The following is a 13,446-nucleotide window of genomic DNA, read 5'->3' on the forward strand; positions in this document are numbered from 1 at the left end:
AGGGGCGGAGGCGCGTAATGTAGTTTTTGCAAAATTGCAAAAGGCAAAATTGCAAAATGCGTAACAACAAGCTGTTCATTGGACGAAAGATACGCGATCTGCGCGAGGCAAATCGGCTGACGCAGGCTGCGTTTGCCGAGCGGATCGGGATCTCGACCAGCTACCTGAACCAGCTGGAAAATAATCAGCGGTCTGTGTCGGCTTCCGTTTTGCTCGCCTTGGCTGAGACTTTTCGCATCGATATTGCCGATTTTTCCGCAGGTGAAAGCGCCCGGCTGCTTTCGGTGCTTTCCGAGACGATCAGCGACCCGCTATTCGAAACATCGCGTCCTTCGCTTCAGGAGCTGAAGCTGGTTGCTCAGAACGCGCCGGGTTTTGCGCACGCCTTGATTGCGGCCCACCAGGCCTATCGGCGCAATTCCGAACAGCTGGCGAGTTTCGACGACAGTTTTGGGCAGTCGGTGGCGGTGGAGCCAACGCCCTATGAAGAAGTGCGCGATTTCTTTCATTTCGTGGACAATTACATCCACGATCTGGACCTTGCCGCCGAGGATTTGTCATCAAAGTTGCGAATTCCCGACCGGCACCCGTTCACAGCGCTGCCTGAACATCTGGAAAGGCGACATTCAGTTCGCATAGATCGATCGTCCCCGGACGAGCAAACGCTGCGCAGGTACGATCCTGAGACACGCACGCTGCTGCTCGATCCGTTCTCGCCAGTGTCAACGCGCAGCTTTCAGGTTGCGTTTCAGGTGGGCGCGCTGGAAATGTCGGCGACCATCGAAGCGATCATCGACAGCGCCAACTTTCATTCGAACGAGGCGCGTGAAATCTGCCGGATCGGCCTGTGCAACTACTTCGCTGGCGCGTTGATGATGCCATACGAGACGTTTCTGGCGTCGGCGACTGAGTTGCGGCACGATCTGGAACTTCTGGCCATGCGTTTTGGCGCCAGCATCGAACAGGTCGCGCACCGGCTCTCCACACTGCAAAGGCCGGGTCGAAAGGGTGTCCCGATCTTCTTTGCCAGGATCGACCGTGCCGGCAACATCACCAAGCGGCATAGCGCCGCCAAGCTGCAGTTTGCCCGTTTCGGCGCGGCGTGCCCGCTCTGGAACGTGCATCAGGCTTTTGAGCGGCCCGGACAGATTATCCGGCAATTGGCCGAAACGCCGGATGGGATACGCTATCTTTGCCTCGCGACCGAGATTGGAAAGGGCGGCGGCGGCTTCGGTACGCCGCAACGGCGCTATGCGATCTCTGTCGGCTGCGAAATCACCCATGCAGGCGATTTCGTTTATGCCGATGATATGGAACTCGACAATCGTCGCCGCTACGACCCGATTGGCATTTCCTGCCGCATCTGCGAGCGCACCAACTGTGTCCAGCGTGCGGTGCCGCCGCTCAAACGCCGGCTGGTCGTCGATCGCAACAAGCGCGGGGCCGTGCCCTATCAACTGGATTAGGGCGGCCTGAATAGGCGCTACCCATCGCTTTCGTTTGTGGCTAGGGTTTGTCGAAACGAAAGCAAAGGAAGCCCACATGTTCCTGCCGCCGCGCCACGCCGAGATAATCCAGATGGCCAAGGATAATGGCCGGGTGCTTGTGGACGATCTTGCCGCGCATTTCAGCGTGACGCCGCAGACGATCCGCAAGGACCTGAACGAGTTGTGCGACCGGCGTCTGTTGACCCGGATTCACGGTGGGGCCTTGTTTCCTTCCGGCATCGAAAACGTCCAATATGAAGCACGTCGCAAGATGGCGGCGGACGAAAAGGATGCCATCGGGCGTGCCGCGGCGCGGATCATCCCCGACAATGCATCGCTGTTCGTCAATATCGGCACGACGACCGAAGCGGTATCGAACGCGCTGCTGGACCATGAAGGGCTCATGGTGATCACCAACAACATCAACGTCGCCAACCGGATGCGTGTTTACCCCTCCATCGAGGTGGTGATTGCCGGCGGCGTGGTGCGCGGCTCGGATGGAGGCATCGTCGGCGAGGCGGCGGTGGATTTCATTCGCCAGTTCAAGGTCGACTATGCCGTGATCGGCGCATCGGCAATTGACCATGATGGCGCATTGCTGGACTTCGATTACCGCGAAGTGAAGGTGGCGCAGGCGATCATCGCCAATGCGCGGCACGTCATCCTTGTGGCGGACTCCACCAAGTTTGAACGCACGGCACCGGTGCGGATTGGTCACCTCAGCCAGGTCAACACCTTGATTACCGACCATTGCGATATCGCGACCATCAGAACGATTTGCAGGGAGGCGGAGGTCGATCTGGTCGAGACGAACACCATCTAACTGCCGGGTCGGAATCCCAGCATCGACGGATGCTGGGAGGGCGCGAGACGGGTTTTGCAAGAGATATTTCGTTTGACATTCGTTATAGGTTCGAATTATTTTCCATATAGTTTCAGCGAGGCATTTTGCCTTGCAATCGCCTGTGGAGGCCACAGTGGAAAATGCCGCGATCCACGACTTGTTTGTCATCGGCGGGGGCATAAACGGGTGCGGGATCGCTCGTGATACCGTCGGGCGGGGCTATTCCGTCTATCTTGCCGAAATGAACGATCTGGCCAGCGGCACGTCGTCGGGGTCGACCAAGCTGATCCATGGCGGGCTGCGTTATCTGGAGCACTACGAGTTTCGTCTGGTGCGCGAAGCGCTGATGGAGCGCGAGGTGATCTGGAAAAACGCGCCGCACATTGTCTGGCCGTTGCGGTTCGTGTTGCCCCATCACAAGGGATTGCGCCCGGCCTGGCTTCTACGGCTTGGGTTGTTCCTCTACGACCACATCGGAGGGCGCAAGCTGCTGCCGAAGACGCAAACGCTGGACATGACCGCGGATGCTGCCGGACGCCCTCTCAAGAAGCTTTTCTCTCGCGCGTTCGAATATTCGGATTGCTGGGTCAATGATGCGCGGTTCGTCGTTCTGAATGCGCGCGACGCAGCGGATAAGGGCGCGACGATTGCGACCCGCAGCACGGTTGTTGGCGCGCGGCGCGAGGGCGATCACTGGGTGATCAGCCTCAAGGAAACGCATGGCGAGAAGCGCTGGGACGTGAAAGCGCGGATGGTCATCAATGCGGCGGGACCGTGGATTGATGAAGTGCTCGGCGGTGTTCTGGGCAAATCGGGCGCGCACAATGTGAGGCTGGTTCAGGGCAGCCACATCGTCATCCCGCGCAAGTTCGATGATCCGCGCGCCTATTTCTTCCAGAATGCAGATGGGCGGATCATCTTTGCGATCCCCTACGAGGAAGACTTCACCCTGATCGGCACCACTGATCGAGACTATGGTGGCGATCCACGCGACGTGCGGATCACAGATGACGAAGTCGACTATCTGTGTGCGGCAGCGAGCGAGTATTTTGCCGAGCCGGTGACGCGCGACGATGTAGTGTGGACCTATGCCGCCGTCCGGCCGCTTTATGACGATGGCGCGTCCAAGGCGCAGGAAGCAACGCGGGATTATGTGCTCAAGACCGAAGGCGGCGATGGCGCTGCGCCGCTCCTGAACGTATTCGGCGGCAAGATCACCACCTATCGACGCCTGTCGGAACATGCGCTTGAGAAGATCGAGGGGTTCCTGGGCAAAAAAGGCCAGCCATGGACTGCCGATGCACCATTGCCTGGCGGTGATTTTCCCGCGTCGGGGTTTGAGGCGCAGGTGAAGGCGCTGATGCGCGACTATGGCTTCCTCGACGACGGCCATGCCCGCAGGCTGGTGCGCCTTTATGGCACGCGCGCACGCCAGCTGCTGGGAGATGCGACGGAGGCTTCCGCGCTGGGGCAGTGTTTTGGCGCGGATCTCTATGAGGCTGAAATACGTTACCTCATGCGATACGAATGGGCGCTGACCGCCGACGATGTTGTTTGGCGGCGCACCAAGCGGGGTCTGCGACTCAGCACTGGCGAAATTGCGGATCTCGATGCATTCATGAGCGCGAATATCAGCGCCTGAGCGCGTGATCCGAGATCCGGGGGAAAAAGCATGAGCGGCTATATTCTGGCGATCGATCAGGGCACGACGTCGAGTCGCGCAATCGTGTTCGACAAGGACATGAAGGTCGTTGCCATCGGCCAGAAGGAATTCGCCCAGCACTACCCCGCCTCGGGGTGGGTTGAGCACGACCCGGAGGAAATCTGGTCGACCGTGGTGTGGTCGGTTGAGACCGCAATCAAAAAGGCCGGCCTGAGCGCAGGCGACATCGCCGCCATCGGTATCACCAACCAGCGCGAAACGGTAGTTGTCTGGGACAGGAAGACGGGCAAAGCGGTTCATAACACCATCGTCTGGCAGGACCGCCGCACCGCAGAAATGTGCCTGGAGCTGAAAGACAGAGGGCTGGAGCCGATCTTCACCGCGAAGACCGGGCTGCTGCTTGATCCGTATTTCTCCGGCACCAAGATCGCCTGGATCCTGAAAAATGTTGAAGGCGCGGCTGGTCGGGCCGACGGGGGCGAGTTGCTCGCCGGGACCATCGACAGTTTCCTGATCTGGCGGCTGACGGGCGGGAAGGTGCATGCCACCGACGCGACCAACGCATCGCGCACGCTGGTCTACAATATCGAGCGCAACGAGTGGGACGAGGAACTGCTCGGCATCCTCGGCATCCCGGCAGCCATGCTGCCACAGGTGAAGGATTGCGCCGACGATTTCGGATTGACCGACGAGGCGCTGTTTGGTGGGCCTATCCCCATTCTCGGCGTTGCAGGCGACCAGCAGGCGGCGACGATCGGACAGGCCTGTTTCGAACCGGGCATGATGAAGTCGACCTATGGCACCGGCTGTTTTGCGCTGCTCAACACCGGCGACAAGCTGGTGCGCTCGCAAAATCGGCTGCTCGGCACTATCGCCTACCGCCTCGACGGCAAGACGACCTATGCGCTCGAAGGGTCGATCTTCATCGCCGGCGCGGCTGTGCAATGGCTTCGCGACGGGCTGAAGGTGATCGACAAGGCAGGACAGAGCGGTGAACTGGCCGCGCAGGCAGACGAGACGCAGGACGTCTATCTCGTCCCCGCTTTTGTCGGCCTTGGCGCGCCTCATTGGGATGCGAATGCGCGCGGTGCCATCTTTGGCCTGACACGCAATACCGGCCCGGCGGAATTCGCGCGTGCGGCGCTGGAGGCGGTGGCGTACCAGACACACGATCTTTTGATGGCGATGCACGGAGACTGGAAAGCAGCTTCCAGCGCGACTGTGTTGCGGGTCGATGGTGGTATGGTCGCGTCGGACTGGACGATGCAGCGGCTCGCCGACCTTCTCGATGCACCCGTCGACAGACCGACCATTCTTGAGACCACGGCGCTCGGCGCTGCCTGGCTGGCGGGCTCGCGCGCGGGTGTCTGGCCGGGTCAGGCGACATTTGCAAAGAGCTGGGCGCTTGATCGCCGGTTTGAGCCGGCGATGGACAGCGCGTTGCGCGAACGCAAGCTCGCCGGCTGGCAGGATGCCGTGAGACGTACGCTCAGCGCATAGGTGCTGCCACCAAACAGGCTTTCCTTTTTCTGGCCCCCGTGGTACGAGCCAGCGCCATTCTGAAGGGGAAAAAACCGAGTCGCTGCGAGCTTTAGCTGGCGCGTCCCTTTCGTGTATCTGAACGTCGAAGGATCGGAAATGGCAAAGATTATTGAAACGGCAACTGGCGCGCTGGCGCTGACCTTCGACGACGTGCTGCTCCAGCCGGGGCACTCTGAAGTGATGCCGGGCCAGACCGATGTTTCCACGGTCATCGCCCGTGACATCGAACTCAATATCCCGATCCTGTCTGCGGCGATGGATACCGTCACCGATGGTCGCCTCGCGATCGCCATGGCGCAAGCCGGTGGTATCGGGGTGGTTCACCGCAACTTCACGCCGGAAGAGCAGGCCGAGCAGGTTCGGCAGGTGAAGCGCTTCGAAAGCGGCATGGTCGTCAACCCGTTGACGATCGGGCCCGACGCGACGTTGGGCGATGCCCAGACGCTGATGCGCGAACATGGCATCTCCGGTATTCCGGTGGTCGAAAATGGCGGCACCGGCGGCCATGTGACCGGCAAGCTGGTGGGCATCCTTACCAATCGCGACGTTCGTTTTGCATCCGACCCGGCCCAGAAGGTCAGCGACCTGATGACCCATGAGCGCCTCGTTACGGTGCGCGAGAATGTCGATCAGGAAGAGGCCAAGCGCCTTCTGCACACCCACCGTATCGAGAAGCTGCTGGTGGTTGACGGTGGCGGACGCTGCGTCGGTCTGATCACGGTCAAGGATATGGAAAAGTCGCAGCTGAACCCGAACGCGGCCAAGGATGCGCAGGGTCGCCTGCGCGTTGCAGCGGCGACAAGCGTCGGTGATGACGGTTTCGAACGTGCCGAGCGGCTGATCGACGCCGGGGTCGACCTTCTGGTGATCGACACCGCGCATGGCCATTCACAGCGCGTGCTGGATGCGGTGACACGCGCAAAGAAGCTGTCGAACAACGTCCGCATCATTGCGGGCAACGTTGCGACCGCGGCTGGCACGATGGCGCTGATTGATGCTGGCGCCGATGGCGTCAAGGTCGGCATCGGGCCCGGCTCGATCTGCACCACGCGCATCGTTGCCGGTGTGGGTGTGCCGCAGCTGTCGGCGATCATGTCTGCGGTCGAGGTCGCGGACAAGGCGGGCGTCGGTATCATCGCCGATGGCGGCATCAAGTTCTCAGGTGACCTTGCCAAGGCGCTGGCCGCAGGCGCGTGCGCGGCGATGGTCGGATCGCTTTTGGCTGGCACCGACGAAAGCCCGGGCGAGGTCTATCTGCATCAGGGCCGTTCGTTCAAGGCCTATCGCGGCATGGGATCGGTGGGTGCAATGGCGCGCGGCTCGGCCGATCGCTATTTTCAGGCGGAAGTGCGCGATACGTTGAAGCTGGTGCCGGAAGGCATTGAAGGTCAGGTGCCCTACAAGGGGCCGGTGGGCGGTGTCTTGCATCAGCTGGTTGGCGGACTGCGTGCGGCGATGGGCTATGTCGGCGCGCCGAATCTGTCGGAATTGCACTCGCGCGCAACCTTCGTGCGGATTTCGAACGCGGGTCTGCGCGAAAGCCACGCCCACAATGTGACGATCACACGGGAAAGCCCGAACTATCCTGGCGCGATCTGATCTGTGGCGGAATACTGGGTGGCATGGCAATATTGGTGCCGTGCCACTCAATGCGCTGGCATTGTTTCAAATGCGTCAGTTCGCGTTAGTTGGCAATTACTGCGCTCGTGCTATGCAGGAGCTTGTTGAACAGATTACTGGCCCTGCACGGTGATTTTTGGTTTTGCCTTCGAAATCGGTATGGAAACGAACAGCGATCGTCACGCTTGTCGCGGCGGCGATCTCGATCTCGTTCTCGACCGGTATCCGGCTCATGATGGGCACGCAGGCTGACGCTGTCACGATTGCCGTCCGCCTGATTCTGCCGTTCGTCATCGCAATCCCGCTGGGACTGGTCTGGTTTACCAAGCTGGACGCTCTGGAATCATCATATCGCGATCTGCTCAAGAAGACGAACCAGCTGGCAAAAACCGCAAGCGCCGATCCTTTGACCGGCCTCCTCAATCGACGCAGTTTTGTCGAGCAGTTCGAGGTGGCGCGCGTGCATGGAGTGGGTGGCAGTTTCTGTATCGCAGATATCGACTATCTGAAGGCGATCAATGACAGCTACGGTCATTTGGCTGGCGACGATGCGATCCTTGCCGTTGCAGAGGCGCTGTCATCAGTGCTTGGCGAGGAGAGCCTGATCGCACGCATCGGCGGCGATGAATTCTGCGCTTTTGTTCCCCATCCGATAGGTGATGTCGCTGAACTGTCGCAACGGATCAATGAAGTGGCAGCGCGTGAATTCAGGAAGCGAAGCGGTCTCCTTGACTATCAGCTTGGTGTGTCGTTCGGCCATCAGGTCTGCAAGGCCGGGCTGACATTCCGGGATCTGATGGCGGGGTCAGACACCAATCTTTACAGAAGCAAGCGGCATCGCACTCGCATCGTGCAGGAAGCCGAGAGCTAGTAGCATTATCGTCCGATAGAGCGAGACATCATGAAACAGACTGCGATCTTCTGGCCGATGATCGGCCATGTGCTTCTCGTCTTTCTGATCTACGGGTTGCTGTCGCTGCGACGCAAGGCGGCCGTGATGAGCGGCAGCGCCAAGATCTCACAGTTTCGCGAAAACCAGAACGAGCCCGCGCAAAGCCTGTTCGTACGCAACGCGCTCGGCAACCAGTTCGAGCTTCCGGTGCTGTTTCATATTGCTTGTCTGTCGCTCTATGTAACGCAGGGCGTGGGAACGCTGTCGCTGGCGGTGGCCTGGGTTTTCGTCGTTTCCCGCTATGCGCATACGGCTATTCATGTCACGTCCAATCGCATCCGCTATCGCCAGCCTGTGTTCATCGCCGGTTTCGTGATGGTGTTTGTGCTCTGGCTTTTGCTCGCGCTGCAGCTGATTGAAAGCTGAGACGGGCGCAAATCTCTTGGCGATCGGCTGGTCGTGACGATGATTGAAGCCTGAGATGTGAGTCGCGTTTCTTCGTTGCCTGCAATGTTTCGTTAACCATAATGCCGCTACTGCTTGCCTAAGCAATCTGGAAGGTCTGGGAGACGTCATGAGCATTTCGCGTCGGGGATTCGTGATCGGACTACCGCTGTTTTTCGCCGCATGCTCGGCGACGGAATACCGGAGCGACTATCAGAACTACGCGGCTGTCCCGCATCCGCGCTTCCCGCTCGCAGCGCTCTCTCCAGAAAAGATCAAGCCGGAGTTGCGCCGCCGCGAAGTCGCCTATGAGACCAAGCATCCAGCGGGCACGATCGTCGTCGATACGCCGGCGCGTCGTCTTTACTACGTGCTCGGCGATGGACGTGCGATGCGCTACGGCATCGGGGTTGGCCGGGAAGGGCTGGCTCTGCGTGGACACGCGCGGGTCGGGCGCAAGGCTGAATGGCCAAGCTGGACACCGACGCAGAACATGATCAATCGCGATCCGCGAAATCGCCAATATGCCGGCGGGGTGCCTGGCGGCTTGACCAACCCGCTTGGCGCACGGGCGCTCTACCTCTATCGCGGCAGCGCGGATACGATGTTCCGTATCCACGGCACCAACCAGCCGCAGACGATTGGCCTTGCGGTCTCCAGCGGCTGCGTGCGGATGATGAACCATGACGTCGTCGATCTGTACGAGCGGGTGCCGGTCGGGGCGAATGTGGTGGTCATCCAGGCTTGAGGGCAGCGAAAAGCGCGCTGCTCTGACGCCGTTGCCGGACGTTTAATTGCGCCCCTCGGCGAACATTCCCTTCCATGGCGAAATGCTCTAGTCAGGGTCCATTCGGGTCAACCGGCAATGGAGTGACATCATGCGCCTTGGGGGCAGGCTCGCCGCAGCCATCGACGTTCTGGACGACATTTCACACAAGAACCGCCCGGCGGCGGATGCATTGAAGGACTGGGGCAAGGCGCATCGCTTTGCCGGTGCTGGCGACAGGGCTGCCATCGGCAACATCGTCTACGATGCATTGCGGCGCAGGCGCTCGGCAGCCTGGCTGATGGACGACGAGGCCTCGCGTTCGATTGCGATCGGTGCGCTGTGCCTTGAGCAGGGCATGGATGGCGCGACGATCAACGCAGCGGTCGAAGGGGATCAATTTGCCCCGCCAGCTCTGAGCCAGCGTGAACTCGACGCGCTTGCAACGCGCCGCTTGGTGGACGCGCCGGACGCTGACCGCGCCGATTGCCCGGACTTGTTTCTGGAGGAGGTGCAATCAGGATTTGCCGATGATTGGGTAGACGAGCTTGCCGCCCTGGCTGCGCGCCCTCCGTTGGATCTGCGCGTCAATACCTTGGCTGCAAGCCGGGACAAGGTATTGGCTCGCTTGCAGCGTGAAGATGCAGTTGCGACCGCGCTGGCCAGCGAAGGAATCCGCATCCCGCCCGTCGAAGGAAGTGGACGCCACCCCAATGTGCAGGCGGATCAGGCATTCGAGGATGGCTGGTTCGAGGTGCAGGACGAAGGCTCGCAGATCGTGGCGGAACTTGCCGGCGCTGCGCCGGGGATGCAGGTGCTTGACTATTGCGCTGGAGCAGGCGGCAAGACACTCGCGCTGTCGGCGATGATGGAAAATACCGGGCAGATCTTTGCCCATGATGCGGAAAAACACAGGCTGTCACCGATCCACGAACGCTTGCGGCGTGCCGGGGCGCGCAACGTGCAGGCCGCCGTTGGTGAAGCCAGCCTCGAGCCATTGCGAGGGATGATGGATCTGGTGCTGGTTGATGCACCGTGCACCGGATCGGGAACCTGGCGCCGCCGCCCGGATGCCAAATGGCGTCTGAACGAGCGTCAGCTTGCCATTCGCACGCGTGAGCAGTTCGAAATTTTGCGTAAGGCCTGCAATTATGTCCGTCCCGGCGGACGGATGGTCTACATCACCTGCTCGGTCTTTCCGGAGGAAAACCAAAGGCAGATCGAGGCATTCCTGGCTGAAAATCCCGAGTTTGCGGCAAATGACTCAGAAAGCCTTTGGCAGGAGCGGTTTGGCGAGACGACCCACAAGGTACGCCTGGATGCAAACGGCATCGTGTTGAGCCCAGCGCGGACGGGAACGGACGGGTTTTTCTTGTCGGTCATGACGCGGGCTGGGGGCTGATCGGTTCAGACTTGCGGAACTAACAGCCGAAACTACCGTTCTTAGGCGTCAGGCAACACGGTGGCTTCATGACGAAATATTTCTCGCTGGTGCTGTTTTTGCTTCTGGTGGTGGGCGGTGGCCTTCTTATCGGGGCGACCAACGTGCCTGGCGCGTGGCATGCGGCGCTGAACAAGCCATCCTTCAATCCGCCGAACTGGATCTTCGCGCCGGTCTGGACCGTGCTTTATGTCTTCATTGCCATTGCAGGCTGGCGGGTGTGGCAACGCCAGGATCTACGCGAAGCGATGTGGGCATGGTGGAGCCAGCTGGGTTTGAATTTCCTGTGGTCGCCAGTGTTTTTCTCGTTGCACTCGCCGGGTATCGCGATGGTTGTGATCCTCGCAATGCTGGCGGCAATCGTGGTTTTCATGCGGCTGGTGTGGAACAACGACCGGGTTTCCGGACTGCTTTTCGCCCCGTATCTGGCGTGGGTCAGCTTTGCGACCTTGCTGACCATGGCCGTGTTCGTGCTTAATTAGCATCATGCATTGCACAATGAGCATTGCATGATCGTGTTGTCACACGATAAGCAGGCGCCAATTCTGGGATTGCCGGTGAGGAAAGCCATGTCGGTGAAGTTTGAAGCGTTCGGAGACTTCGAAACGCGCGTGCGCGATAGTTTCCAGCGCCAGAAGATCATGACCACCATTGGTGCGGACTTGACCCGCGTCAACCCAGGCGAGGTCGAGATCGAGATGCCGTTCAGCCCCGAGCTGACCCAGCAGCATGGTTTCCTGCATGCAGGGATTATCTCGACGACGCTGGATTCCGCGTGCGGCTATGCGGCATATTCGGTGATGCCCGAAGACTCGGCGGTCTTGACGATCGAGTTCAAGGTCAACCTGCTTTCGCCGGGCAAGGGGGAGCGGTTCCTATTTCGCGGCTCGGTGACAAAGCCGGGGCGAACGATCATGGTGGCCGACGGGCAGGCTTTCGCATTCGACGCCGAGGGCAATGCGCGCATGATCGCGACGATGACCGGAACGATGATGGTGATCAGCGGTCGGGGCGACCTCGCCGGGTAAGCGGGAACTTCGCTGTGGACCGGGGAGGGACGTGCCCATGGCGGGGTTGATTTGACGCCCTGACAAGGCTTCAAGACAGGATTGAATGATATTTGATCTGTGCGCGAGGCTTGCGCCCCATTGCGAATGCGCGCGGATTTCATTACAGGCTCGCCATGAACACGACAGCCCATCCCGACACAGTCCTCATTATCGACTTCGGCAGCCAGGTCACCCAGCTGATCGGCAGGCGCGTCCGCGAAGCGGGCGTCTATTGCGAAATCGTTCCCTTTCAATCCGCAGAAGCGGCCTTCGAGCGGCTTTCGCCAAAGGCGATCATCTTCTCCGGCGGCCCGGCTTCGGTCCTCGATGAAGGCAGCCCGCGCGCGCCGCAAGCGGTGATCGACTCTGGCCTCCCGATCCTTGCGATCTGCTACGGACAGCAGGTTCTTGCAACCCAGTTGGGTGGCAAGGTCGAAGGCGGACACGGCCGCGAGTTCGGGCGTGCAGAGGTCGAGATCCTCAAGGAAAGCCCGCTGTTCGAGGGCATCTGGGAAGTTGGCAAGAAATATCCGGTGTGGATGAGCCACGGCGACCGCGTCACGCAGGCGCCTGAAGGCTTCGAGGTCATCGGCGTCTCGGAGAATGCACCATTCGCCATCGCTGCCGATGAGAGCCGCCGTTACTATACGACGATGTTCCATCCGGAAGTCGTGCACACGCCTGATGGCGCCAAGCTGCTGGCGAACTTCGTCGGCAAGGTTGCTGGCATTACCGGTGACTGGTCGATGTCGGCCTACCGTGCGCGTGCGGTTGAAGAAATCCGCGAGCAGGTCGGCGGAGGTCGTGTGATCTGCGCGTTGTCCGGCGGCGTCGACTCGTCGGTCGCAGCACTGCTGATCCACGAGGCTGTCGGCGAACAGCTCACCTGTATTCTTGTTGACCACGGCCTGATGCGCAAGAACGAGGCGGCGGATGTCGTTGCCATGTTCCGCGAGCACTACAATCTGCATCTCATCCACGTTGATGCGGTTGACCGTTTCGTTGGTGAGTTGGAAGGCGTTTCCGACCCCGAAACCAAGCGCAAGATCATTGGCCGGCTGTTCATCGAAGTGTTCGAGGAAGAGGCCAAGAAGCTCGGCGGCGCTGAGTTCCTCGCACAGGGAACGCTCTATCCGGACGTGATCGAGAGCGTGTCGTTCTCTGGTGGTCCGTCAGTGACCATCAAGAGCCACCACAATGTTGGCGGCCTGCCCGAGCGCATGAACATGAAGCTGGTGGAGCCGCTGCGCGAGCTGTTCAAGGACGAGGTGCGCGTGCTCGGCCGCGAACTGGGCCTGCCGGAAAGCTTCATCGGACGCCACCCGTTCCCCGGACCCGGTCTTGCCATTCGTTGCCCCGGCGGCATTACCCGCGAAAAGCTGGACATCCTGCGCGAAGCGGACGCGATCTATCTCGATGAAATCCGCAAGGCGGGTCTCTACGACAAGATCTGGCAGGCTTTTGCCGTGTTGCTGCCCGTTCAGACGGTTGGCGTCATGGGCGACGGACGGACATACGAATCGGTTTGCGCGTTGCGGGCAGTGACGTCAGTCGATGGCATGACCGCCGATTTCTATCACTACGACATGGAATTCCTCGGCCGGGCAGCCACGCGCATCATCAACGAAGTGCGCGGCATCAACCGTGTCGTCTACGACATCACCTCGAAGCCGCCCGGCACGATTGAGTGGGAATAAT

Annotated in this window: 12 protein-coding genes; all 12 read left to right on the forward strand. The window is 60.3% G+C overall.

All coding sequences use genetic code 11. The features are described 5' to 3' along the window. Nucleotides 1-56 precede the first annotated feature (56 nt). Nucleotides 57-1,466, forward strand: coding sequence for a helix-turn-helix domain-containing protein (locus tag BMZ42_RS01100; protein ID WP_091517629.1), 1,410 nt, complete (start codon nt 57-59; stop codon nt 1,464-1,466). Between the two features lie 76 nt (nt 1,467-1,542). After that, nucleotides 1,543-2,310, forward strand: a complete 768-nt coding sequence (locus tag BMZ42_RS01105) for a DeoR/GlpR family DNA-binding transcription regulator (RefSeq protein WP_091517631.1) — start codon at nt 1,543-1,545, stop codon at nt 2,308-2,310. Nucleotides 2,311-2,464: 154 nt separating this feature from the next. Beyond that, a complete protein-coding gene (glpD, locus tag BMZ42_RS01110) occupies nt 2,465-3,973 on the forward strand; it encodes a glycerol-3-phosphate dehydrogenase (RefSeq protein WP_091517632.1) in 1,509 nt (502 codons plus the stop codon). Nucleotides 3,974-4,003: 30 nt separating this feature from the next. Continuing rightward, nucleotides 4,004-5,494 (forward strand): glycerol kinase GlpK, encoded by a 1,491-nt coding sequence (gene glpK / locus BMZ42_RS01115; RefSeq protein WP_091517634.1) that lies wholly within the window; start codon nt 4,004-4,006, stop codon nt 5,492-5,494. Between the two features lie 138 nt (nt 5,495-5,632). Further along, entirely contained in the window at nt 5,633-7,135 is a 1,503-nt protein-coding gene (gene guaB / locus BMZ42_RS01120; RefSeq protein ID WP_091517807.1) for an IMP dehydrogenase, read from the forward strand. Between the two features lie 157 nt (nt 7,136-7,292). Next, entirely contained in the window at nt 7,293-8,027 is a 735-nt protein-coding gene (locus BMZ42_RS01125; RefSeq protein ID WP_091517636.1) for a GGDEF domain-containing protein, read from the forward strand. Nucleotides 8,028-8,057: 30 nt separating this feature from the next. After that, the gene (locus BMZ42_RS01130; RefSeq protein WP_091517637.1) at nt 8,058-8,474 is read left to right on the forward strand and encodes an MAPEG family protein; all 417 of its coding nucleotides are present in this window, start codon (nt 8,058-8,060) and stop codon (nt 8,472-8,474) included. Nucleotides 8,475-8,622: 148 nt separating this feature from the next. Then, on the forward strand, nt 8,623-9,240 hold the full coding sequence (locus tag BMZ42_RS01135; protein WP_091517639.1) for a L,D-transpeptidase: 618 nt from the start codon (nt 8,623-8,625) through the stop codon (nt 9,238-9,240). 130 nt (nt 9,241-9,370) lie between these two features. Then, nucleotides 9,371-10,660: an RsmB/NOP family class I SAM-dependent RNA methyltransferase gene (locus BMZ42_RS01140; protein WP_091517641.1), complete on the forward strand. Its 1,290-nt coding sequence runs from the start codon at nt 9,371-9,373 to the stop codon at nt 10,658-10,660. Between the two features lie 68 nt (nt 10,661-10,728). Further along, complete coding sequence (locus BMZ42_RS01145) at nt 10,729-11,181, forward strand: TspO/MBR family protein (protein ID WP_091517643.1); 453 nt, start codon at nt 10,729-10,731, stop codon at nt 11,179-11,181. A gap of 87 nt (nt 11,182-11,268) precedes the next feature. After that, entirely contained in the window at nt 11,269-11,727 is a 459-nt protein-coding gene (locus BMZ42_RS01150; RefSeq protein WP_091517645.1) for a PaaI family thioesterase, read from the forward strand. A 155-nt stretch (nt 11,728-11,882) separates the two neighbouring features. Next, nucleotides 11,883-13,445, forward strand: a complete 1,563-nt coding sequence (gene guaA / locus BMZ42_RS01155) for a glutamine-hydrolyzing GMP synthase (RefSeq protein ID WP_091517647.1) — start codon at nt 11,883-11,885, stop codon at nt 13,443-13,445. The last annotated feature ends 1 nt before the right edge of the window (nt 13,446 follow it).

This window comes from Aquamicrobium aerolatum DSM 21857 (genome assembly GCF_900113935.1).
GTDB lineage: Bacteria > Pseudomonadota > Alphaproteobacteria > Rhizobiales > Rhizobiaceae > Aerobium > Aerobium aerolatum.